Origin of the sequence: Megasphaera hominis (assembly GCF_014269395.1) — a bacterium.
Classification (GTDB): domain Bacteria; phylum Bacillota; class Negativicutes; order Veillonellales; family Megasphaeraceae; genus Megasphaera; species Megasphaera hominis.
In genome coordinates this window covers 1-22,022 of record NZ_JACOGK010000037.1, presented here as the reverse complement: position 1 = coordinate 22,022, position 22,022 = coordinate 1, and the positions used below count along the sequence as shown (strand labels likewise).

The 22,022-nt window shown below is 52.8% G+C and carries 25 protein-coding genes and 1 pseudogene; 18 read left to right on the top strand and 8 right to left on the bottom strand.

Translation table 11 applies throughout. The features are described 5' to 3' along the window. The first annotated feature begins 489 nt into the window (after nucleotides 1-489). Entirely contained in the window at nucleotides 490-858 is a 369-nt protein-coding gene (locus tag H8J70_RS10705) for a hypothetical protein (RefSeq protein ID WP_186504283.1), read from the top strand. A 141-nt stretch (nucleotides 859-999) separates the two neighbouring features. On the opposite strand, the pseudogene H8J70_RS10700 reads toward H8J70_RS10705, so the two are convergent. Both H8J70_RS10700 and H8J70_RS10695 read right to left on the bottom strand, forming a co-directional pair. Beyond that, nucleotides 1,000-2,315 (bottom strand): annotated as a pseudogene (locus H8J70_RS10700) (dicarboxylate/amino acid:cation symporter). Between the two features lie 435 nt (nucleotides 2,316-2,750). Next, nucleotides 2,751-3,893 carry an alpha/beta hydrolase gene (locus tag H8J70_RS10695; RefSeq protein ID WP_186504282.1) on the bottom strand — a complete coding sequence of 381 codons (1,143 nt, stop codon included), beginning with the start codon at nucleotides 3,891-3,893 and terminating at the stop codon, nucleotides 2,751-2,753. Between the two features lie 91 nt (nucleotides 3,894-3,984). Between H8J70_RS10695 and H8J70_RS10690 the strand changes: the two genes are divergently transcribed. Then, nucleotides 3,985-4,416, top strand: a complete 432-nt coding sequence (locus H8J70_RS10690; protein WP_186504281.1) for a MerR family transcriptional regulator — start codon at nucleotides 3,985-3,987, stop codon at nucleotides 4,414-4,416. Nucleotides 4,417-4,471: 55 nt separating this feature from the next. Here the strand turns inward: H8J70_RS10690 and H8J70_RS10685 are convergent, their stop codons facing one another. After that, a complete protein-coding gene (locus H8J70_RS10685) occupies nucleotides 4,472-4,897 on the bottom strand; it encodes a hypothetical protein (RefSeq protein ID WP_186504280.1) in 426 nt (141 codons plus the stop codon). Further along, a complete protein-coding gene (locus H8J70_RS10680) occupies nucleotides 4,894-5,319 on the bottom strand; it encodes a GNAT family N-acetyltransferase (protein WP_186504279.1) in 426 nt (141 codons plus the stop codon). Before H8J70_RS10680 ends, H8J70_RS10685 begins: the two co-directional genes overlap by 4 nt. Nucleotides 5,320-5,533: 214 nt before the next feature. Between H8J70_RS10680 and H8J70_RS10675 the strand changes: the two genes are divergently transcribed. The 6 genes from H8J70_RS10675 to H8J70_RS10650 all read left to right on the top strand — a co-directional run bounded on the left by H8J70_RS10675 (nucleotide 5,534) and on the right by H8J70_RS10650 (nucleotide 9,663). Further along, on the top strand, nucleotides 5,534-6,016 hold the full coding sequence (locus H8J70_RS10675) for a GNAT family N-acetyltransferase (RefSeq protein WP_186504278.1): 483 nt from the start codon (nucleotides 5,534-5,536) through the stop codon (nucleotides 6,014-6,016). Nucleotides 6,017-6,153: 137 nt separating this feature from the next. Next, nucleotides 6,154-6,693: a flavodoxin family protein gene (locus H8J70_RS10670; protein WP_186504277.1), complete on the top strand. Its 540-nt coding sequence runs from the start codon at nucleotides 6,154-6,156 to the stop codon at nucleotides 6,691-6,693. A gap of 144 nt (nucleotides 6,694-6,837) precedes the next feature. After that, a complete protein-coding gene (locus tag H8J70_RS10665) occupies nucleotides 6,838-7,233 on the top strand; it encodes a pyridoxamine 5'-phosphate oxidase family protein (RefSeq protein WP_186504276.1) in 396 nt (131 codons plus the stop codon). Nucleotides 7,234-7,276: 43 nt separating this feature from the next. Further along, nucleotides 7,277-8,059, top strand: a complete 783-nt coding sequence (locus tag H8J70_RS10660) for a protein-ADP-ribose hydrolase (protein ID WP_186504275.1) — start codon at nucleotides 7,277-7,279, stop codon at nucleotides 8,057-8,059. Beyond that, nucleotides 8,004-8,879: an SIR2 family NAD-dependent protein deacylase gene (locus tag H8J70_RS10655; protein ID WP_186504274.1), complete on the top strand. Its 876-nt coding sequence runs from the start codon at nucleotides 8,004-8,006 to the stop codon at nucleotides 8,877-8,879. The genes H8J70_RS10660 and H8J70_RS10655 overlap by 56 nt, the downstream gene beginning before the upstream one ends. A gap of 289 nt (nucleotides 8,880-9,168) precedes the next feature. Further along, nucleotides 9,169-9,663 carry a GNAT family N-acetyltransferase gene (locus H8J70_RS10650; RefSeq protein WP_186504273.1) on the top strand — a complete coding sequence of 165 codons (495 nt, stop codon included), beginning with the start codon at nucleotides 9,169-9,171 and terminating at the stop codon, nucleotides 9,661-9,663. Between the two features lie 104 nt (nucleotides 9,664-9,767). Here the strand turns inward: H8J70_RS10650 and H8J70_RS10645 are convergent, their stop codons facing one another. Together H8J70_RS10645 and H8J70_RS10640 are read right to left on the bottom strand one after the other, a co-directional pair. Then, the gene (locus H8J70_RS10645) at nucleotides 9,768-10,274 is read right to left on the bottom strand and encodes a hypothetical protein (protein ID WP_186504272.1); all 507 of its coding nucleotides are present in this window, start codon (nucleotides 10,272-10,274) and stop codon (nucleotides 9,768-9,770) included. Between the two features lie 49 nt (nucleotides 10,275-10,323). Next, a complete protein-coding gene (locus H8J70_RS10640) occupies nucleotides 10,324-10,668 on the bottom strand; it encodes a MerR family transcriptional regulator (protein ID WP_186504271.1) in 345 nt (114 codons plus the stop codon). 117 nt (nucleotides 10,669-10,785) lie between these two features. Here H8J70_RS10640 and H8J70_RS10635 point away from each other — a divergent pair, with 117 nt between their 5' ends. The 3 genes from H8J70_RS10635 to yfcE are packed head-to-tail and all read left to right on the top strand — an operon-like array spanning nucleotide 10,786 to nucleotide 12,445. Beyond that, nucleotides 10,786-11,373 (top strand): TlpA family protein disulfide reductase, encoded by a 588-nt coding sequence (locus H8J70_RS10635; protein WP_186504270.1) that lies wholly within the window; start codon nucleotides 10,786-10,788, stop codon nucleotides 11,371-11,373. Further along, nucleotides 11,370-11,900 carry an LOG family protein gene (locus tag H8J70_RS10630; protein ID WP_222433686.1) on the top strand — a complete coding sequence of 177 codons (531 nt, stop codon included), beginning with the start codon at nucleotides 11,370-11,372 and terminating at the stop codon, nucleotides 11,898-11,900. The genes H8J70_RS10635 and H8J70_RS10630 overlap by 4 nt, the downstream gene beginning before the upstream one ends. After that, nucleotides 11,897-12,445, top strand: coding sequence for a phosphodiesterase (gene yfcE, locus H8J70_RS10625; protein ID WP_186504269.1), 549 nt, complete (start codon nucleotides 11,897-11,899; stop codon nucleotides 12,443-12,445). The genes H8J70_RS10630 and yfcE overlap by 4 nt, the downstream gene beginning before the upstream one ends. A gap of 42 nt (nucleotides 12,446-12,487) precedes the next feature. On the opposite strand, the gene H8J70_RS10620 is transcribed toward yfcE, so the two are convergent. Then, nucleotides 12,488-13,630 (bottom strand): glycerate kinase family protein, encoded by a 1,143-nt coding sequence (locus H8J70_RS10620; protein ID WP_186504268.1) that lies wholly within the window; start codon nucleotides 13,628-13,630, stop codon nucleotides 12,488-12,490. Nucleotides 13,631-13,908: 278 nt separating this feature from the next. Here H8J70_RS10620 and H8J70_RS10615 point away from each other — a divergent pair, with 278 nt between their 5' ends. The 7 genes from H8J70_RS10615 (at nucleotide 13,909) to gatB (ending at nucleotide 21,825) form a co-directional block, all read left to right on the top strand. Then, nucleotides 13,909-15,096, top strand: coding sequence for a pyridoxal phosphate-dependent aminotransferase (locus H8J70_RS10615; RefSeq protein ID WP_186504267.1), 1,188 nt, complete (start codon nucleotides 13,909-13,911; stop codon nucleotides 15,094-15,096). Nucleotides 15,097-15,108: 12 nt separating this feature from the next. Beyond that, nucleotides 15,109-15,978, top strand: a complete 870-nt coding sequence (locus H8J70_RS10610) for an NAD(P)/FAD-dependent oxidoreductase (RefSeq protein ID WP_186504266.1) — start codon at nucleotides 15,109-15,111, stop codon at nucleotides 15,976-15,978. A 50-nt stretch (nucleotides 15,979-16,028) separates the two neighbouring features. Further along, complete coding sequence (locus H8J70_RS10605; RefSeq protein ID WP_186504265.1) at nucleotides 16,029-17,204, top strand: MFS transporter; 1,176 nt, start codon at nucleotides 16,029-16,031, stop codon at nucleotides 17,202-17,204. A gap of 131 nt (nucleotides 17,205-17,335) precedes the next feature. Then, nucleotides 17,336-18,535, top strand: coding sequence for an alanine racemase (alr, locus tag H8J70_RS10600; RefSeq protein WP_186504284.1), 1,200 nt, complete (start codon nucleotides 17,336-17,338; stop codon nucleotides 18,533-18,535). Nucleotides 18,536-18,615: 80 nt separating this feature from the next. Beyond that, nucleotides 18,616-18,906, top strand: coding sequence for an Asp-tRNA(Asn)/Glu-tRNA(Gln) amidotransferase subunit GatC (gene gatC, locus H8J70_RS10595; RefSeq protein WP_186504264.1), 291 nt, complete (start codon nucleotides 18,616-18,618; stop codon nucleotides 18,904-18,906). A gap of 11 nt (nucleotides 18,907-18,917) precedes the next feature. After that, complete coding sequence (gene gatA / locus H8J70_RS10590; protein ID WP_186504263.1) at nucleotides 18,918-20,381, top strand: Asp-tRNA(Asn)/Glu-tRNA(Gln) amidotransferase subunit GatA; 1,464 nt, start codon at nucleotides 18,918-18,920, stop codon at nucleotides 20,379-20,381. 1 nt (nucleotide 20,382) lies between these two features. After that, nucleotides 20,383-21,825, top strand: a complete 1,443-nt coding sequence (gene gatB, locus H8J70_RS10585) for an Asp-tRNA(Asn)/Glu-tRNA(Gln) amidotransferase subunit GatB (RefSeq protein ID WP_186504262.1) — start codon at nucleotides 20,383-20,385, stop codon at nucleotides 21,823-21,825. Here the strand turns inward: gatB and H8J70_RS12520 are convergent. Beyond that, nucleotides 21,822-22,022, bottom strand: a 201-nt coding sequence (locus H8J70_RS12520; protein WP_222433685.1) for a hypothetical protein, incomplete at its 5' end; no start/stop codon positions are given. The genes gatB and H8J70_RS12520 overlap by 4 nt on opposite strands.

Genomic DNA, 22,022 nt, shown 5'->3' with positions numbered 1-22,022 from the left:
CTAGCACCGTATGTAGTTTTTCTTCTGCACAAACCTTAGTTCTATGCATATTAAATGCTCCCTTCCAAGTAGAGTGAGATTTTATTATTTCTCATGTCTACCTAGAAGGGAGCATATCAAGTCTCAGATGGGCTTTTTCCTCCCACAAATACATACTATAAGGGAGGCCTCATACGTATATTCGAATTCTCTTTTCTGATCCAGACGTTTCTTGAAATTCAAAAGATACTCCTTCAACTCCTCACGTAGCCAGATTACTAAGGAGTATTCATAGGTTTATCAAATACAATAAACGCAGCACAAAAAGGAGACCTTTCGGGGCCTCCTTTTTGTGTCGGGACAGGGCCCCTATGCAATTAAACGTTATACGAATGCCAGTGTGTAAAATGCATGTAATTTCGAACAAAATCACTTGAATAAGGCATACTGGCTGTACTATACTTTTAGCATCTGCAAGCCTAATAACCAATCGAAATGGGGGGATTCCCAATGTTCAGCTTTTTCGGCAAAGCCCGGGCCTTTTCAGGTCAGCAATATCGTGACGACATAAAAGACCTGTGCCAGCAAATTCTGGCCTATACGACCGGCCTCAAAGCTGCCTTGATGGCAGCCTCAGAAATCAGCATCACGTCACCTGTCTTTATGTGTGTCAATCGCATAGAAAGTGAAACTTACCAGATTATGAGTGCCTTGGCGACCAAACGCGGCCAAGCCCTTATGATAGCAGCCTGTCAAAATATCAACACCCATGTGAGGCAGCTGGAACAAGAAATCCCCCTGGGCCTTTACTTCAGTGAAATCGGCTCTATTCGCACAGCAGCTAACTCCATTTCCCGCATCATCGTGCAGGAACTCTAAACGAATACGAAAGTCCGTATAAGAAAACCACGCAGCCGTCGACACTGCGTGGTTTTTTTATGACCCGGAAACAGGATCTGTTCCTAAAAAACGAACCGTACAGGAAGTTTCCCGTACGGTTCGTTACGAAGCCAAGGCCGATTATGCTTCAAGGGCAGCTTTGGCATGGTCTTCTTTGTCGAGCTCGTCGGCCAGATCGTGGTCGGTCATAGCACAGACGGCAGAGTCGGACCAAACGTTTTCTGCTGTTTCGATCATGTCGATGATGGTGTAGATCGGCAGGATAATCCCCATAATGCCAATGGGCGCACCGACGGAGGACATGAGGGACAAGGTGAGGAAGTAGCAGCCCATGGGGACACCGGCATTGCCGACGGCAGCGAGGACGGCTACGAAAAGCCAGGCGATCATTTCACCGAGAGTCAGTTCCATGCCACCGTTCTGCATGAGGAACAGGGATGTTACCAGGATAAAGGCAGCGCAGCCGTTCATGTTGATGGTCGTACAGATAGGCAGGACGAAGCGGGATACCTGCGTGTGGACTTTAAGGTTCCGTTCAGCCGAAGCCAAGGTGACAGGCAGTGTGCCGGCAGAGCTCTTAGTGAAGAGGGCTACGGCTACGGCCGGGGCCATCTTGCGGAAGACGTAGAGCGGGTTCATGCCGCGGGCTGCCAGGAAGAGCGGAATAACGATAAAGAACTGGATCAGGTTGCCAGCCAGGACGACGAGGGTGTATTTGCCGATTGCTCCGACGATAACGCCGGCTTCAATCTGGGCAGACAGCTGAGCTGCAAAGGCGAGAATGCCTACAGGCAGGATCCACAGGAGTGCGGAATGAGTGTAAAGAGAACTTCCTGCAGTCCTTGAATACCCTTGAGGAGAACGTCGCGGTTTTCCGTTTTCGGCATGAATGCCAGAGCCAGGCCAACAGCTGCGGCGATAAGCATGACAGAAAGGACGTTGCCCGACAAGAACGGCTGGAGGATGTTATTCGGAATAACCGAGAGGAAATGGTCGTAATACGTGACCTTTTCGAGTTTCTGCGGTACAGCGGCCGTGCCCTGGTTGATCAGATCCATAGGCAGGTTGCCCGGTGCAATCCAGAGATAGAGTGCCAGGCCGATGGCGGCAGCACAGATCGTCGTTAGCAGTGTGTACGTCACGGCGTGGGCAAAGATACGGCCCGTTTCTTTTTTAGCTCCCAGTGCGGACAAGGTTGTAATGACGGCAAGAGCGATGGTAGGAATAGCTATAAATTGGAATAAGCGCGTGAATACAGTGGCAATGAAGTCGAAGAGCTGATTCAGTGCCGGAATTCCCATCCATCCTAAAATAGCGCCGATGACCAGGGCCCCCATCCAAAGTGCGAACTGGCGGCTGTTTTTGTGGCCCTTATTGCCGTGAATGATTTCACGGGCTTGTTCGCGAACCTGGTCTTGATTTACATCATTAGACATACATAATACCTCTTTTCTTATAGCGTAATTCATTGGTACCCTAAATTGGTACACATTTGCTATAAGCCTTATTATAGGTACGACACCAGCTGCTGTCAACCGTAAATTTTACGGTATTGAGAATGGAAAAAGCCTGAAATTCCAGCGTGTATGCTAATCTATACCGCATTTAGATCCTTTAAATTTTTTTTTAGAATTTCTCTTGTTGAACTAAGTTCTCCCGTATTATGAAAATAAACGGCATTTTACTGCCACATTGTGACAAGCTAAGACGCTTTTTTGCAACAACACGGAATATCATTCTACGATTGATCCATGTATGATTCGGAAAACAAATATTAAGTAGAAGCTAAAAATACGAAAGAATGGCCCGCCTATGCGTCGACACGGCCAGTCATACAAAATCCCCTTACCGCAACGGCAAGGGGATATGCTTCATTTCAAATTGTCTTGGAAGAAACGGGCCAGTTTGTCGAAGGGAATGACGTCCATCTTATAATAGAGGTCCGTATGGACGGCACCGGGAATGATGACGAGTTCCTTGTTCGTGCCCTTGAGACGCTTGTATATATCTTCGCTAAAGTAGCGGGAATGAGCTTTCTCTCCGTGAATGAGGAGCACCGGTGTTTCGATTTCTTCTGCATAGACCGTAATGGGCATGTTGGCAAAATCGAGGACCGAGCTCAGCGTAGCTCCTGTAGTCGAACCGAAGGAGCGGGGATGATAGCCCAGCTTCGTCTGGTAGTAGTCGTGGTAATCCTTGACGAATTGGGGCATATCGTCCGTTACCGTCGTCGGCACGCCGCCGGCCATGGCGTAGGTCCCATTCTTATAATCAGCCGTACGCTGGGCACTAATTTGCTGGCGCAGCCCCTTGCGGTACGCCTGGAGTTCAGCCGGTGTCTTGCCCTTGTCGAAGTAGCCGTCGGCAATAACGCGGCTCATATCGTACATAGTAGATGTAGCCGTGGCCTTGATGCGCGGATCCGCTGCAGCGGCATTAATGGCAAAGCCGCCCCAGCCGCAAATACCGAGGATGCCGATTTGGTCAGGGTTGACATCTTTGGTATTGGAAAGGAAATCGACGGCTGCCAGGAAATCCTCGGTATTGATATCCGGTGACGATACGTTGCGCGGCGCACCCCCTGATTCACCTGTAAAGGACGGGTCAAAGGCAATGGTCAGAAAACCGCGGGCAGCCATTTCCTGGGCATAGCGGCCGGAGACTTGTTCTTTTACGGCGCCATAAGGTCCGGCAACGGCAATGGCAGCCAGCTTTTCGCCAGGCTTATGGGTCTTGGGCACATACATATCGGCTACGAGAGTAATACCGTAGCGGTTGTGAAAGGTTACCTTGTGGTGGCTAACGCGAGTGTCTTCGGGGAAGGTCTTGTCCCAGGCATTCGAGAGTTTAGACGCATCGATTGTTTCGGGGACCGCTTTCGAAGGGCCTGTCTGAGGTGCTACGGACGTGACCGTTGTCGTGCCGGAAGGCGTAGCGGCAAAACCAGTCAGGGAAAGGGCAGCTCCACACGTGACGAGCAAAGCCAAGCGGGCTAAACGGGTATAGGTGTTCATAGAAATTTCCTCCTTCACTTTTTTCTAAAGATAGTATATACTTAAACTTAACTTTAAGGTCAAGGTATTTTTGCAGAAAGGGGAATTTTTCATGTCCTATACGATACAAGAGGTATCCCGTATGACGGGTATTCCGACGACGACCCTGCGGTATTACGATAAAGAAGGCCTCTTGCCGTTTCTCGAACGGAAACCATCAGGCTACCGTGTCTTTCATGACATCGATATCGCTTCCTTACAAATCGTCGAATGCTTAAAGCGCACAGGTATGCCTATTGCCGATATCCGCACCTTTTCCCAGTGGGTTCTTGAAGGCGATACGACATTGGAAAAGCGCCTGGAAATGTTCCAAAAACGTCGCGAAGCCGTACAGGCCCAAATCGCGGCGCTCCAGGAATCACTGGACGTCATCGATTATAAATGCGAGTACTACAGCAAAGCCGTCGCCAAGGGGACGGAAAAAGGCATGCAGGGCAAGGATGAACTGCCGCACTATGGCGAATTCGTCTCGCACGCAGGCTAAGAGAGTATAAAAAACGGGTACGCAGGATCACTACAGCCTGGGTACCCGTTTTTCATTAATCGTGGAGACAAAAAATCCCTAATAGGCAAAAGGCAATACCTGCCATTTCCCGCAGGGACAAGTGTTCTTTGTAAAAGGCTACGCCAATGACGACCAAGAGGATCGCCACGGTGACGTTCAGGAAGAGCGAGGCAATGCTGATTTTCCAGCCGGCCCGGTAGAGAAAAATGTAGCCTGCCTCGATGACTACGAGCGCCACGCCCCAAGCCGGGCTGGTCCAGTTCAGGTCGCCCAGGTCGTGACTTAGGGACGGCTGGCCTATAGCCAGATAGAGCAGGGCACAGATGAGGAAGCTAACGCCATAGGTGACGCTCAGAGAGAGAAAGGGCGATGCCGCAGCCGGTGTCGATTTGGCAATGATGTGATAGCCTACGTTACCGATGACGATGGCGAAAAAAGAGAGCCAAAAGGTTAAACTCATGGCAAGGTCAGCTCCTTTTCCATATGGATGTGCGGGCAGTACTCGTCGAGATATTCGTCGCTACTAGCCGTATAGCCTAAGGCTTCATAAAAGGGGCGTACGCGCACTTGGGCGGAAAGCTCTACACGGCTGCCGCCGTGCGCGCGGACGAAATCTTCCATGGCAGCCATGATGCGGTTGCCTAAATGACAGCCTCGGCGGATCTTGCGTACAGCCAGGCGTCCCATGACATAGGTCTGCGGCCGTTCACCCGGAAAAATGCGGCAGCAGCCTACAGGCGTATTGCCATCCCAGAGAACGACGTGCCACGCCGTCGGGTCGATGTCGTCGAACTCGGCCTTAAAGCCCTGTTCCTGGACAAATACTTCCTGACGAATGGTTTTGGCTGCCTCAGGCAGTCCTTGCTGAATCGTTACGTTCATGAGCTTCTCCTCCTTGAAAAAAAGAGGTGCCAAAACCCATCTTATGACCTGCGAGCAGGCTGACCTACGACGGATTTCGACACCTCAACCCCCTATCCGGTGATAGAGGAAGTGTATATATATTAAATTTACTGGCATATTGTAGCATAAAAATATTTCCTCGTCAATGCCTTTTTTTCTGTGCTATACTAATAGCCGAGGAGATGATAAGACTATGTACATACGAACTGCAACGATAGATGATACAGCCAGCGTCGCCGCCGTAGAAGCGGCCTGTTTTCCTGCCGCAGAAGCAGCAACGGCAGATATTATGGCCCAGCGCCTGGCCGCCTACGGGGATCACTTTTGGCTCCTTTTTGAGGGAGATACGTTGATTTCCTTTGTCGATGGACTGGTTACGGATCAAAAAGACCTGACAGACGACCTGTACGCCAACGCCACAGCGCATGACCCGCACGGCGCCTGGCAGATGATCTTTGGCGTCAATACCCTGCCGGCCTATCGCAAGCACGGCTACGCCGGCCAGCTCTTACACGCCGCCATCGATACAGCCCGTAAAGAAGGCCGCAAGGGCCTGGTTCTGACCTGTAAGGACCGCCTCGTCCATTACTATGCCTCCTTTGGCTTTGTAAACGAAGGGCTCAGCACGTCCGAACACGGCGGTGCCGTATGGTACCAAATGCGCCTGACATTCTAAAAACGGTACACGAGATGAGGAAATCCTGCAGCCAGGGATTTCCTTATTTTTTTCTGATTCTTTACTCATTTAATCTTATATTTTTACGTAATCTTTGCTATACTATATGGGTATACAACATAACGGAGGTAATTGCGATGAAGAAAAAAGTACTGATTATGGGAACGAGCCCGCGCGTAGGCGGCAATTCGAATGCCTTGGCTATGGCCTTTGAAGACGGTGCCGTTGAAGCCGGTCACGACGTAGAACGAGTAACCCTGGCAGGGAAGAAGATTTCCTTCTGCACAGGCTGCTGGAAATGTCTCGATACGCAGCGCTGTGTCATCCACGATGATGCCGACGAAATCGTACAAAAGATGAAGGATGCCGACGTCCTCGTCTTTGCTACACCTATTTACTATTACGAAATGTCCGGCCAGATGAAAGTCCTTTTGGACCGGGCCAATGCCTTGTATAAAGTAAATTATAAGTACCGTGAAGTCTATCTCCTGACGACCGCAGAAGACGATAAACCGGCGACGCCCGTCAACGCAGAAAACGGCCTCAAAGGCTGGGTTTCCTGCTTCCCGAAGGCTAAATTCATAGAAACGGTCTTTGCCGGCAACTGTCTTGATATCGGTGCCATTAAAGGCCACAAAGCCCTTCACGAAGCGAAGGAACTGGGCCTGCACGTATAATCTAAACGAAAGAGCAGTGGAAGAGATCTTACGAGGTCTCTTCTTTTTTTGAGAAAATTTATTGTAACTATTTACATTACAACAAAACTATGCTACACTAACAATGTAATCAAGATAATTACATCAATTCAGGAGGCATATACCATGAACAAAGTCGTAGCATTCTTACAAGCGAATCCCGTACAATACCTGGCCACTGTCGGCCGTGATGGCAAGGCCAAAGTCCGCCCGTTTATGTTCAGTGTCGAACAGGATGGCAAGCTCTGGTTCTGCACGAATAATCAGAAGGAAGTCTACAAGGATATGCAGGCCAATCCCTACGTAGAAATCACGGTTTCCTCGCCAGACTACGCCTGGATCCGCCTCTCCGGCAAAGCCGTCTTTGAAAACAATCACGCCATCAAGGAAGCGTGCCTGGAAAATCCTATCGTCAAAAGCCAGTACCAGACAGCGGACAACCCGATTTTTGAAGTCTTTTACCTGGCCGATGCGCATGGCGTCATTGCTGACTTCTCCGGCCAGCCGCCGTATACGTTCTAATGAGACCAGGTGTGCTATACTGAGGAAAAAAGGAGGCGTGACAATGACACAGGATGAACGAAGACTATACCTGCTCAAGGTGCTGCTGGCCGAACGGCCGGAATACAGCTCTCTAGCCATTCCGCCCCAGGCAGAGGAGCAAAAAATACTCCTGCGCGGCCTCATGAATATACGTCCGGCTGCAATAATCAGTGATGATTTTCTGGCCGTCCAGGATGCATATCTTCAAGAATCCACCAAGGAAAAAGGCATAACTACACTAGATCAACTGACGCCTTTAGCCGATGGCAATCTCTATCTCTGGCAAGGGGATATTACGACACTTCAGTGCGACGCTATCGTCAATGCCGCCAACAGCGGTATGACCGGCTGCTACGTGCCCAATCACCATTGTATCGATAACGCCATCCACACCTATGCCGGCGTACAGCTGCGCCTGGCCTGTGACGCCCTCATGCAGGCCCAGGGCCATGCCGAAGAAACGGGCCGGGCCAAGCTCACAAAGGCCTACAATTTGCCATGCCGCTACGTATTGCACACTGTAGGACCGATCGTAGAAGGAGCTCTGACGGACGCCGACCGGGAAGCCTTGGCTGCGTCGTACACGGCTTGTCTTACACTGGCAGCCCAAAAGAACCTGGAAAGCGTTGCTTTTTGCTGCATTTCTACTGGTGTTTTTCATTTTCCTCCTGAGGCGGCCGCTGCCGTCGCTATAGGAACGGTGCGCCAGTTTCTCCAAAGGGATACATCTGTAAAGAAGGTGATCTTCAATGTATTCAAAGACCAAGACTACATCATCTATAGAAACTTGCTCCAGCGAGCTTGACGCCCTGAAGCAAGCTCTCAGCCAGGCCGATGCCGTCGTCGTCGGTGCCGGTTCAGGCCTGTCGACAGCCGCGGGCTATACCTATACGGGCGAACGCTTTGAACGCCTCTTTCCCGATTTCATAAGCGCCTATGGCTTTACGGATATGTACAGTGCCGGCTTTTATCCCTACGCGACGCCAGAAGAGCAGTGGGCCTTTTGGAGCCGCTACATCTACTGGAACCGCTACGTGCCCATGCCGACAGACCTGTACGAAAGGCTGCGCCACCTCGTAGAGAAGAAGGACTACTTCGTCCTCACGACCAATGTCGACCACTGCTTCCAGCGGGCAGGCTTCGACAAAAAACGCCTCTTCTACACCCAGGGAGACTATGGCCTCTGGCAATGCAGCGTGCCCTGCCATGCTGAGACCTATGACAACGAAGCCATCGTCAAGGAAATGGTAGCCCAACAAGCTGACCGCAAGGTGCCAGCCGGGCTCATTCCGCACTGCCCGAAATGCGGCGCTCCTATGACCATGAATCTGCGCAGTGACGATACCTTTGTCCAGGACGCAGGCTGGTACGCCGCAGCGGAGCGGTATGACCACTTTGTCCAAGCCCATCAGAAAGGACACGTGCTATACCTCGAACTCGGCGTAGGCTATAACACGCCGGGCATCATTAAGTATCCCTTTTGGCAAAAGACCTTCAGCAATGGAGACGCACTCTACGCCTGTGTCAATGCCGGACAGACTGCTGTGCCCAAGGAAATTGCCGGCCGCTCCCTTTGTATCCAAGCAGACTTGGCAGACGTCGTGCGTACCCTGGGACAGGCATAAAGCCAATACTAAAAAAGCTCTCAGCAAATGCGTGAGAGCTTTTTGCCGTCAGGGCCTGCTGAGAAATGGCGTTGCCAAATCCCATAGAAAAAAGAACAGAAAGGGGAAATGCGCATCCTGTCGTTCAATCTGTCCGGCCGGTGTCGTGAAAGACCTGCCGGCCTTGCTGTCCCAGAGAGCTTGCGTTTTCTTGCTATACCTGTTTCTGTTGACATTATATGGTCCGAATCATACAATAAAATAAATTTCAATACTATTGTACGGGTCAGGTATAAGGGGAGGGAAAACGATGATCTTACGAAACGCACGGGCAGATGAAGCCCATAAAGCATATCAGTGTATTGAAGATGCAAGAAGCTATCACAAATCACTGGGCTTTGTGCAGTGGTATCCCGGATATCCTACGGTTCAAACCATTCAAGAGGATATCGAAGCAGGCATAGGCTATGTATTTGAAGCTGATGATGTATATGGATATTGTTGTATCGTCATAGGCGATGAACCGGCCTATCATGTCATTGAAGGTGCATGGAAAACAGACAAACCATACGCTGTAGTGCATAGGATGGCATTTTCTCAGAAAAGCAGAGGAAAAGGGTTATCACGCCAGGCCTTTGCGTTGATAAAAAATTTCTGCACGGAACATGGCGTTGAAGCCATTCGCATTGATACGCAAGAGGAAAATAAAGTAATGCAGCACGTTCTTGAACGTGAAGGATTTGCATACTGCGGCCTGATCACGTTTAATGGCGGGCCAAAGCTTGCCTATGAATGGGACAGCTAAGGTAAACGCCTTCCTGCATCGACAGGCAGGAGTACATGACAGTAAAAAATATACACAAAACAGCTCTCATGCGTTTGCTGAGAGCTGTTTTGTAATGTCTAGGCCTAAAGAACAGAGCCGAAGTTGATTTCTGTAATGATACCCTGGCCATTGACGTTAAAAGACAGGGTTTGGCCCGTTGTGGGAAATGCATAGACGTACGACGTCAGACCCGTCCCCTGGCTTACTGTCGTACTGGCTTCACCAAAACGGGATAGTACCTGGCTGTACGATTGGCCTACGGCAATACCCGAAGGCGTAGAGAGGTTGTTATCCTTCATGATAAAGCCCATGACAGGATAATCTACTTCCGGCCGTGCATCGGAAAGGGGCACGCGGCCAATGACATGGAAGCCGCCCCAGTCGTACGAAACGATGTGGACGCTGTCACCATCCCAGCGTTCTACCTTTGTGGGCGCACCGTAAATTTGTGTGGCATAGCCAATGGTGCAATTAGAGCCAATACCGCCCATGCACAATTCAGCCTGCGTCATCGTGTGGGCAAATGCGGGCAGGGAAAGGGCTGCAAAGAGGGCTGTGCCTGCCATGAGGCGCAGAATAGGGAACTTCATAGGAGATCCTCCTTTCGGAAAAGACAAATGTAGCAGATAGGCAAAGCCGTTATTTTTGTAAAAGAGACAGCTTGTAATCGAGACGCTCTAAGGCTGTCTGCATTTGTTCCATCCGTTCGGTCAGGCGCTGCCGTTCTGCCAGGAGAATGTTCCTGCGGGCGTCTTTTGTCGCGTCGCCCTGCGGGTAGAGCTTCATATATTCTATGAGACCTTCAATGGATACGCCGGCGTCGCGCATGCATTTGATAAAGGCAATGTTATTCATGTTTTCGTCCGTATAGTCGCGGATACCGTTTTTATCGCGGCCTACGTCGTGAATGAGGCCAATCCGTTCGTAGTAGCGCAGTGTGTCTGCCGAAAGGCCGGAAACGGCGCTCACTTCTTTTATTTTCATATTTTCGTCTCCTCCTTTTCTATAGTATAACGGATTGGCCCTAAAACCTGCAAGTTTTCGTTTCCTATTAGCGGATGGTATGGTACAATATGTTCGTATCATTAGGAGGAACTAACCATGACCATCCACGCAGTGAGAGACTGGTTCAACCAGCTGCCGGCCAGGAAAAAAGGCGTCGTCGTGACGGCGCTTCTTTGTGTGCTCATTACGATTGGCTACGTGCCGCAGCGCAATCCCTACGTCCTGCAGCCGTCGGATTTCAAAGAAGCCCAGGCAGCAGCCCGGCCGGAGCTGGAACAGCTGGCCCGCAATATACCCTTAGTGACGGCTGATGGCCAGACCGTAGCCCTACGCAAGCTCTATAATGAGAAGCCCGTCTTCGTCTATTTTTGGCTCACCTGGAGCGATACGGCCCAGGCAGAATTGCCAATCCTGGAGGACCTGTATAAAACATACGGCCACGACGTGGATTTCCTCATTGTCTGTCTGGACCGGGATGCCCATACACGCCAGAAAATTGCAGCAGACTGGTCCTATACGATGCCCTTATATTTTGCCAGCATGGACAGTGCCGATACGTACAACGTTTACAGCGTGCCCATGTATTACGTCATTCACCAGGGCGGCAAAATCCTGGATATCCATAAGGGCGGTTTCAATACGCGGCGGTTGTCCTATTCCTTAGAGGAGGTTAAGAGAAATTGAATATTGCAGTCTATTGTGGCTCTGCTGTAGGCAATGATCCGGCTTACGCCAGGGCAGCACAAGCCTTAGGCACGTGGCTGGCTGAAGCCGGCCATACCTTGATTTACGGTGGCGGCCGGACAGGTCTTATGGGCGTCGTCGCAGATGCCGTATTGCGCAGTGGCGGCCAGGCCATAGGCATTGTGCCGGAATTTCTCATCAGTATCGAAGGGACCCACCGGGGCCTGACGCAGCTGGAAATAGTACAGACCATGGCCGAACGGAAGGCGCGCATGCTCAGCCTGGCCGATGCCTGCATTGCCTTGCCTGGCGGTCCGGGAACGCTGGAAGAAATTTCCGAAGTCATTTCTCACGGCCGGTTAAAGCAGCACGACAAGGCGGCCCTGATCTATAATGTCAACGGCTATTATGATCCCTTAGCAGCCTTTTTTGATAGCATGATCCGTCAGGCCTTTGTCCGGGCCGACGAAGAAGCCTTTGTCCATATCGTTACGAATCTCGAAGAAATCAAGGAGGTGCTGGCATGAGACCAATCGTCATTGCCTCAGATATACACGGCTCGTCCTTTTACTGCCGTAAGCTCATCGATGCCATCCATCGGGAAGACGCCCGGCGTGTCTTCCTCTTAGGTGATATTTTGTATCACGGCCCGCGCAATGAACTGCCCAGGGATTATAACCCTAAAGCTGTCATTGCCATGCTCAACGGCCTGGTGACACCGGTTTATGGCGTGCGTGGCAATTGCGACGCCGAAGTGGACCAGATGGTCCTCAATTTTCCAATCATGTCGGAATCGTGCTGGATTGACTGCGGCTGGCGCATGATTTTTGCGACCCACGGTCATATCTATAACGAGAACCATTTGCCGCCCTTGTCGCCAGGCGACATCTTGCTTCACGGCCATACGCACGTGCCGGTGTGGAAGCTTTTAGGCGACGATTCTTATTATGTCAATCCCGGCTCGGTTTCCCTGCCTAAGGAAAACTCGCCGCACAGCTATATGACCTTACAGGACGGCAAGCTCATGTGGAAAGACCTGGACGGTACCCTGTTCCATACGATGAACGTGTAAAAAAAGAACGGTCAGGACGTGTATATCCTGCCGTTCTTTTTTTTATGCCCGCAAGGTGCGGATAAGGCGGAAGACCTGTTCCGCTGTATTGGTCATGTTTTTGTACGCTTCGTCACTGTTCATGGCTTCTTCGAGGGACATGGCCCTGTCGGGAATGGGGAAGAAGGCATCGATGCCGGCTGTATTGCACTGGCGCGCATCTTCGCTGACGCAGCCTGCAAAGGCGAGGACTGTGGCACCGTATTTCTTGCCCAGCTTGGCCACACCGATGGGGGCTTTGCCCATGGCGGTTTGCCGGTCCAGGCGGCCTTCACCGGTGATGACGACGTCAGCGTCCTGTACTTCGGCATCGAGGTTGATTTCATCGAGGATGATCTGAATGCCCGACTGCAGCTGGCCGTGCAAGTAGGCCAGGAAGGCAAAGCCTAAGCCGCCGGCCGCACCGGCGCCGGGGACATGAGCCCAGTCGTGGCCGCAGTAGCGGGCCGTTACGCCGGCAAAGGAACGGGCTGCCGCGTCGAGACGGGCGACGATTTCAGGAGTAGCTCCTTTTTGCGGGCCATAAATGGCCGGTGCGCCTAAGTCACCGTAGAGAGGATTGTTGACGTCACAGGCAATGCGGAATTCACAGTCCGCAAGCTCCGGCAAAACGTGGCTGTCGTCGACAGAAACGACGCGTTCTACGTCAATGCCGTTCGGCCCTACAGGCTGGCCGTCAGCATCGCAGAAAACATAGCCTAGAGCTTGGAGCATGCCCAAACCACAGTCGCTCGTGGCACTGCCGCCGATACCGATGATGAATTTACGGATGCCGTCGCTAATGGCTTGGGCAATGACCTGGCCGACGCCGTAGGTCGTCGTGTAGAGGGGATTGCGCAAGTGGGCCGGCACCTGGTTGAGGCCTGCTGCTTCGGCCATTTCCAAAATGGCCTTGCCTTCGTGGGCAATGATACCGTATTTACAGGCTACGTCGTCGGTCAGAGGGCCGTGTACGCGGAGGAGCTTCTTTTCTCCGTGCAGCCCTTCGACGAGGGCGTCGACTGTGCCTTCGCCGCCGTCAGCTAGGGGCCGGACGACGACCGTGTCCTGCGGGCAAGCCCGTAAAATACCTTCTTTAATGGCCGTCCCGGCTTCGTACGAGCTGAGACTGCCCTTGAGAGAATCTATAGCGATGACTATTTTCATGATATTTCTCCTCGTGCAGAAAATATATATACAGCAGAAAATTTCAGATTCGCTCATCAGTCTATCACAAACGGACGGGCAATTCCAGTGTCGAAGCCCTATCTGCAAGGGATTTAGGAAAATTTTACAATGGGCCGCAGGCGGCCTGTTTCCGGGTATAGCACAGACGTATATTCTTGCACGTCAGAGGCATATATAGTATAATATACATTTGTCAACATATATTTTTTAGCTAGCCCGTACCGTTGGGTCGGGATCTGCGAAGGGGGATCTCTGGAATGGCAGACAAGAAAATGTATGAATTAGGGGCCGTGCGTTCCAAATTCAGTGAATTATTTGAATATGGTCAGGAACAGGCGAAGAAAATCGGGGCAGAAAACGTATACGATTTCAGCCTGGGCAATCCGTCCATTCCTGCACCGGACTGTGTCAAAGAAGCCATCTTTGATATGTACAATACATTGTCCTCAAAAGAATTACACAGCTACACCAATGCCCGGGGACTCCTGGAAGTACGGCAGTACCTGGCAGACTATATGAACGAAACGTATAACGCCGGCGTCGGTGCCGACAATTTCCATATTACGGTCAGCTCGTCGGCTTCCCTGGCAGTCCTCATCCGGGCCCTCCAGGAAGATACGTCGGACGAATTCATCGTCGTCGCACCGTTTTACCCGGAATACCGCGTTTTCATCGAACCGATCGGCTCGAAATGCGTCGTCGTACCGCCTGATACAGAACACTTCCAGCTTTCCATTGAAGGTGTAGAACAGGCTATTACACCGCATACACGGGCCATTATTATCAACACGCCGAACAACCCGTCCGGTGCCGTTTATTCAGAAGAAACGATCAAAGAGCTGGCAGCCTTGCTCACACGCAAGTCGGCTGAAATCGGTCATCCGATTTTCCTCATTTCCGATGAACCGTATCGCGAAGTCATTTATGACAATCTGCCTATTCTCTATATTCCGCACTATTACGACAATACGATCGTCACCTATTCATACAGCAAATCCCTGAGCCTGCCGGGTGAACGTATTGGCTACATCCTCGTCCCGCCTGCTGTCGACGATTGGCAGTATCTCATGACGGCCATCCTGGGCGCTGCCCGCATGTATGGCTACGTCTGCGCGCCGAGCACGTTCCAGCGTGTCATCGCCGCCGTTCACGGTGCTACAGGAGATATTAGCGAATACGATAAGAACCGTCACCTCATTTACGACAACCTGACGCGTATGGGCTATGACTGTGTCTATCCGTCCGGTGCTTTCTATCTCTTCGTCAAGGCTCCCGATGGCGACTCCATCCAGTTCATGGAAAATGCGAAGAAATTGAACATCCTCATCGTCGCTGCCGACGAATTTGCCTGCCCGGGCTATGCCCGTATTTCCTATTGCGTTGACAGCGACATGATCGTCCGTTCCCTGCCGGCCTTTGAAAAACTCCTGGCTATGTACAAATAGGGGAGGCACGTCATGACAGATGTGATCATTATCGGCTCCGGCCCGGCCGGTGTCTCGGCAGCCCTTTATGCCGCCCGTGCCGGCCGTTCGGTCTGCGTCGTGTCCCAAGGCACAGGCGCCTTAGAAAAGGCAGAAAAGATCGAAAATTACTACGGCTTTGCCGAACCGGTCAGTGGCAAGGAACTGGCCGCACAGGGCATAGCCGGGGCACGCCGGCTGGGCGTCGAGTTTATGACGGCAGAGGTCGTCTGGCTCGGCCTGGACGATACGCTGACCCATTATATCGTAGAAACGCCGGCGGAAAAACTAGCGGCGAAAAGCGTCATCATGGCTACGGGGGCAACGCGCCAGAGTGCGCCTATACCGGGCCTGGCACCGCTCGAAGGCCACGGCGTCAGCTATTGCGCCATTTGCGATGCTTTCTTTTACCGTAAGAAGGCCGTAGCTGTCCTCGGTGCCGGCGCATACGCCGTACACGAAGCAGAAATCCTGGCCCGCACGTCTGCGTCGGTAACACTTTGTACAGATGGGGCGGAACCGGAAGTGTCCGTACCGGAGGGCATCCACGTCGAAACAGGCCGTGTAGCCGCCATTACGGGGACAGACAAGGTCAGTGCCGTCCGCTTTGCCGACGGCAGCGACTTGCCCGTTGCCGGTGTCTTTGTGGCGTACGGTGTGGCCGGCAGTGCCGACCTGGCCCGCAAGGTGGGCCTGCCCTTGGCGGGCAATGCCATTCAGGTGCAGGACGACATGTCTACGGCCATGCCGGGCCTCTTTGCCGCCGGCGATGCAACCGGCGGCCTCCTGCAGATTGCCAAGGCCGTCTACGAAGGCGCCAAGGCCGGACTCAGTGCTGCCATATATGTACAGAAGAAAAAATAACGGCCTTTTGGCTGTTATTTTTTTTCCGGGAATTAGGGAGTGAGAATTTTTTGAGTACAGAAAAACTTTGGAATCGTAATTTTATCTTGATCACTGTCGGTAACGGCCTCTTATTCGTCAATTTCCACATGCTCGTGCCGACCATTGCTATGTATGCCGCGTCCCTCGGTTCGTCGGGCTTTGAACTGGGCCTCATTGCCAGTATATTTGCTCTTTCTGCCATTATTGTCCGCTTCTTTACGGATGCCCTCGTCGACCGCCTGGGGAAAAAACGCTGCCTCTTTTTGGGCCTGACGACGTCCCTCGTGGCTACGGCGGCGTACAGCTTTTTTCCCTTCTTTCAGGGCCTCCTCGTGGCCCGTATTTTACACGGCTTCGGCTTTGGCCTGAGTACGACCTTTGCCGCCGCCTTGGCCGTTGAAGTCATTCCGCCGGAGCACCGCGGTGAAGGCGTCGGCTATTTCGGTTTAGGCAATACTATTTCCATGGGGTCCGCACCGGCCATTGGCGTCGCCGTCTTTTCGGCCTTTAGTCCTGTCGTGCTCTTTTCCCTGGCAGCAACGGCCAGTGCCATTGCCATCGTCTTGTTCCGCCTGGCCCACGTACCCGAACGGCCTGTCGTCCGTAAGGAAAAAGAGCATATCCCGCTGTACAACCGCATCTTTGAAGCAGGCACCTTTACGCCGGCCAGTACGTGTTTTATCTTTGGCTTCGTTTATGCTTCGGTCAATACGTACCTGCCCCTCATGGCGGCCGAAGCGGGGATTTCCTATGCCGGCTTATTCTTCGTCTTTGGCACGGTCTTTGTCCTCGTATCACGAATTTTCGGTGGCAAGCTCTACGACCGGCGCGGCCCGATTTTTGTCATGCTTCCCGGAGTTATCGTCTATGCCATCAGTATCGTCATGATCTGTACAGCCCATTCGTCAGCCTATCTCTTGTCGGCCTCCATCTTTTACGGTCTCGGCTCAGGCCTGCTCATGCCGGCTATCATGACGTGGCTCTTTAATTCCGTGCCGCCGGCACGGCGCAGCAACGCCAGTGCGACGTACTACAACATGCTCGACTTGGGAACCTTTTTGGGCATCATCCTCTTAGGGACTTTGGCCGGTGACATGGGCTATATCTCCATTTACTACATTGTCCTGGCCGTCATGGTCTTATATATCCTGTACGTCCTCTGGGCCTGGAAGAGCGGCCGCATGGTCGACGACCGCGTGGCCTAGGCCGATGGCCCTAGACCGCGTTATGGCGGTAAGGTATAATAGGGGATGATACATGCACCCCTTCCGGGCCCTATGGGCTCACCATCCCTACAGGGGACGGCTGCTTTATCTATATAAAGGTGGGATTATTGATGGATGTCAATTCGACAACGGAAAACTTTACGCGTCGTGCCTTGTGGGCACAAATCGATTTAGATGCGGCTGCGCATAACATGCAGGTCATCCGCAAGCACGTCGGGCCGCACGTGCGCATTGCGGCTGTCGTTAAGGCCAACGCTTACGGCCACGGCGCCGTCGAGCTGGCCCGCACCTTTGCTGCCAACGGGGCCGACTGTTTTGCCGTATCGAGCCTCGACGAAGCTGTCGAGCTGCGCCGCTATGCCGGCATCAAAAAGGATATTTTTATCCTCGGCCATACTGATGGCAGGCGGACAGAAGAGCTCCTGTTGTATCATGTAGAACCGGCCGTTTTCAACCTGAAGAATGCAGAGTTTTTCTCGTCCGAAGCGTCACGCCTGGGGCAGACCCTGCGCGTCCACGTGGCCATCGATTCGGGCATGAGCCGTATTGGCTTCCTGCCCGACGAAGAAAGCATTGCCACGATCACGCGCATTGCGTCCTTGCCGGCTATTGAAGTACACGGCATTTTCACGCATTTTGCCGTCGCTGACGAAGCGGACAAAACCTTCACGCGGCAACAGTTTGAACGCTTTATGTGGGTCTGCAGCCGCCTGGAAGACGAAGGCGTGCGCATTCCCCTGCGTCATTGCTGCAACAGCGCGGCGACGCTGGAATTGCCGGAATACCACCTGGACATGGTCCGGCCGGGTATCATCCAATACGGCTGTGAGCCGAGCCGGGCCGTATCCCTGGCCGGCTATGGCTTTGAACCGGTCATGTCCTTGCGATGCTGTGTAGCCCACAACAAGCTCATCGACGCCGGCTCTACAGTCAGCTACGGCCGCCATTTCGTCTGCGACCAGCGCCGCAAAATTGCCACACTGCCTGTAGGCTACGCCGACGGCTACATGCGCGCCCTGTCCGGCAAGGTCGACGTCTTGTTCCACGGCCATCGCGTGCCTCAGGTCGGCACAATCTGTATGGACCAGTGCATGATCGACGTGACCGGCGAAGTAAACGTCCGCGCCGGCGACGAGGTCGTTCTCTTTGGCCGCCAAGGGGACCAGTTCATTCCTATCGAAGAATTGGCCGACAAGGCCGGCACGATCAATTACGAAATCATGTGTAATATCAACCGCCGCGTACCGCGCGTGTATATCCAAAACGGCCAGGTCGTCGAACGGGAAGAGTACCTGTTTGACAAACCTTGAAGCCCGCTACGGATGACAACTGCCGCAATATGGGGTATAATATACCATTGTTATAGACTACTTACGAGAAGGAGATTCCTATGAAAATCAGTGCTGAAGAAATCAAGAAAATCGCACTGCTTTCCCGTCTGAACGTAGAAGACGATCAGATCGAAACGGTGGGAAAACAGCTGAACGACATTCTGGCTTATATGGACCTCTTGAACCAGGTCGATATTACAGATGTACAGCCTACTGTACATGCCATTCCTTTGCATAATGTCATGCGCGATGATGTGCCGCAGCCGTCGCTGCCAAACGAAAAGGCACTCCAGAACGCGCCGGAACCGGAAAACGGCTACTTCAAAGTACCAAAAGTAATTCAGGATTAAGGAGGAGTATTGTGGAAACATTAACCATCCATGCCCTGCATGATAAGCTGGTCCGCCGCGAAATTTCTGCTGTCGAACTGGCACAAAAATACATTGCCCGCAAAGACGCCGTCGAACCGCAGGTTCAGGCCTTCCTTTCGGACAACCGCGAAAACGCCCTGGCAGCCGCTGCTGTAGTCGATAAGAAAATCGCCGCTGGCGAAGACATCGCTGCCATGGCCGGCATCCCCGGTGCCATTAAAGACGTCATTTGCGTAGCCGGCCAGAATACGACGTGCGGCTCGAAAATGCTGGAACACTTTAAGGCACCGTACAACGCAACGGTCATTGAAAAACTGAACGCCCTGGACTATATCAGCCTGGGCAAGACCAATATGGACGAATTTGCTATGGGCAGCTCCACAGAAAATTCGGCTTACCAGATTACACACAACCCGTGGAACCTCGATTGCGTACCGGGCGGCTCGTCGGGCGGTTCGGCTGCTGCTGTCGCTGCCGGCTCTGCTGTTTGGGCTCTCGGCTCTGATACAGGCGGCTCTATCCGCCAGCCTGCAGCCTACTGCGGCGTCGTCGGCCTGAAACCGACGTATGGCCTCGTATCCCGCTATGGCCTCGTCGCCTACGGCTCGTCCCTGGACCAGATCGGTCCTTTCACGACAGACGTTACGGACTGCGCCATCGTCCTCAACGCCATTGCCGGCCACGACAAGAAGGATTCCACCTCCATTCCCATGGAGAAGAAAGACTATACAAAAGCCCTCGTCAACGATGTCAAAGGCCTGAAGATCGGTATTCCTGAAGAATTCTTCGTCGAAGGTCTCGATGACACATGCCGCAAGGCTCTGGAAGAAGCTATCGAAACGTACCGCAAGCTCGGTGCAGAAATCGTACCGGTCAAACTGCCGCACATGAAATACGGCCTGGCTGCCTACTATATCATCGCTCCGGCTGAAGCCAGCTCCAACCTTGCCCGTTACGACGGCGTAGGCTTTGGCTTCCGCGTGGACGGCACGGATATCGTCGACATGTATCGTAAGACCCGTACGGCCGGCTTTGGCCCGGAAGTACGCCGCCGCATCATGCTTGGCACGTACGTCCTCAGCTCAGGCTACTATGACGCGTACTACCTGCGCGCCATGAAAGTACGGACGCTCCTCAAACAGGACTTCGACAAAGCCCTCAGCCAGTGCGACGTCCTGCTCACACCGACGGCACCGGATACGGCCTTCCGCATTGGCCAGCACGATAACGATCCCCTGGCTATGTATCTCGGCGACGTCTGCACGGTCAGCCTCAACCTGGCCGGCCTGCCGGGTATCAGCATTCCCTGCGGCTACAAGGACGGCATGCCCATCGGCATGCAGCTCATCGGCGCAGCCCTCGGTGAAGAAACGCTGCTCCGCGTAGCCTACACGTTCGAACAAAACCGTACAGACTTGCGCAAACCGCTGCCAATGGGGGAGGTAGAACTCTAAGATGAAATATGAATCCGTAATCGGCTTGGAAGTCCATGTCGAACTGAAAACGAAAACAAAAATTTTCTGCGGCTGCTCCACAGAATTCGGCGCTGAACCGAACACGCACGTTTGCCCGGTTTGCCTCGGCCTGCCTGGCAGCATGCCTGTCCTCAATAAAGAAGTACTGCACTTTGCCATCAAAGCCGGCCTTGCCCTGCACTGCGACATTTTGCCGTACAGCAAATTCGACCGTAAGAACTACTACTATCCGGATTTGCCGAAGAACTTCCAGACGTCCCAGTATGATCTGCCTATTTGCCTCAACGGCTACGTAGACATCGAAGTAGGTGGCGAAACACGGCGGATCCGCCTGACCCGTATCCACATGGAAGAAGACGCAGGCAAGCTCGTCCACAGCGGCGCTTCTATCGATACGTCGGATAACTCCTTCGTCGACTACAACCGTACCGGTGTACCGCTGCTCGAAATCGTCGGTGAACCGGACCTGCGCAGTGGTGAAGAAGCCCGGGCATACCTGGAAAAACTGCGTTCCATCATGCAGTACCTCGGCGTTTCCGACTGCCGCATGGAAGAAGGCAGCATGCGCTGCGATGCCAACATTTCCGTCCGCCCTGTAGGCAGTGACAAGCTGGGCACGAAGACAGAAATCAAAAACATCAACTCCTTCAGCGGTGTCCAGAAGGGTATCGAATATGAAGCCGTCCGTCAGGCCCAGATCCTCGAAGACGGCGGTACCATCCAGCAGGCTACACGCGGCTGGGATGAAGCCAAAGGCGTCACGGTCCTGCAGCGTGTCAAAGAAGGCGACGCCGACTACCGTTATTTCCCCGAACCGGACCTCGTACCCATCGAAGTCACACCGGAATACATTGAAGAAGTCCGCAAGGAACTGCCGGAAATGCCGGACGCCCGTTGCAAACGCTTTGAAACGGAACTGGAACTGCCGGCCTACGATGCCCGCCTCCTGACACAGGAAAAACAGACGGCTGACTACTTCGAAGCTGTCGTCGCCACCGGCGTAGACGCCAAGACGGCCTCGAACTGGATGCTTGGCGAATTCGCCAAACAGCTGAACGAAGCCGGCCTCTCTGCCGACCAGGCACCGGTCAAACCGGAAGGATTGGCAGAACTCCTGCAGCTCATCGCCAAGGGCACCATTTCCGGTAAGATCGCCAAGAAAGTCCTGCCGGAAATGTGGACCAGCGGCAAGAGCGCAGCCGACGTCGTCAAAGAACAGGGTCTCGTTCAGATCACCGATACAGGCGCTCTGGAAGACATCGTCAAATCCGTCATCGCTGCTAACCCGCAGTCTGTAGCAGACTACAAAGCAGGGAAGAAGAAAGCCATTGGCTTCCTCGTCGGCCAGATCATGAAACAGACTAAAGGCCGCGCCAACCCGGGTGTAGTCAACCAGCTCCTGACAAAGAACCTCGACGCCTAAACGAGGGAAGAGGTAAAGCGTTTACATGGACACGGTGAAAACAGCACGTACCACATAAGCATACATAGTACAAAAAAGGGGAGTGTGACAAAATGCGAAAGCATTTTGTCCACTTCCTTTTTTTCATGCTCTTTTTCCTTTTTTAGAGAATGACCTTTAAAAAATGGGCGCAAAGCCCCTTTCCCCATAAAGCAGTA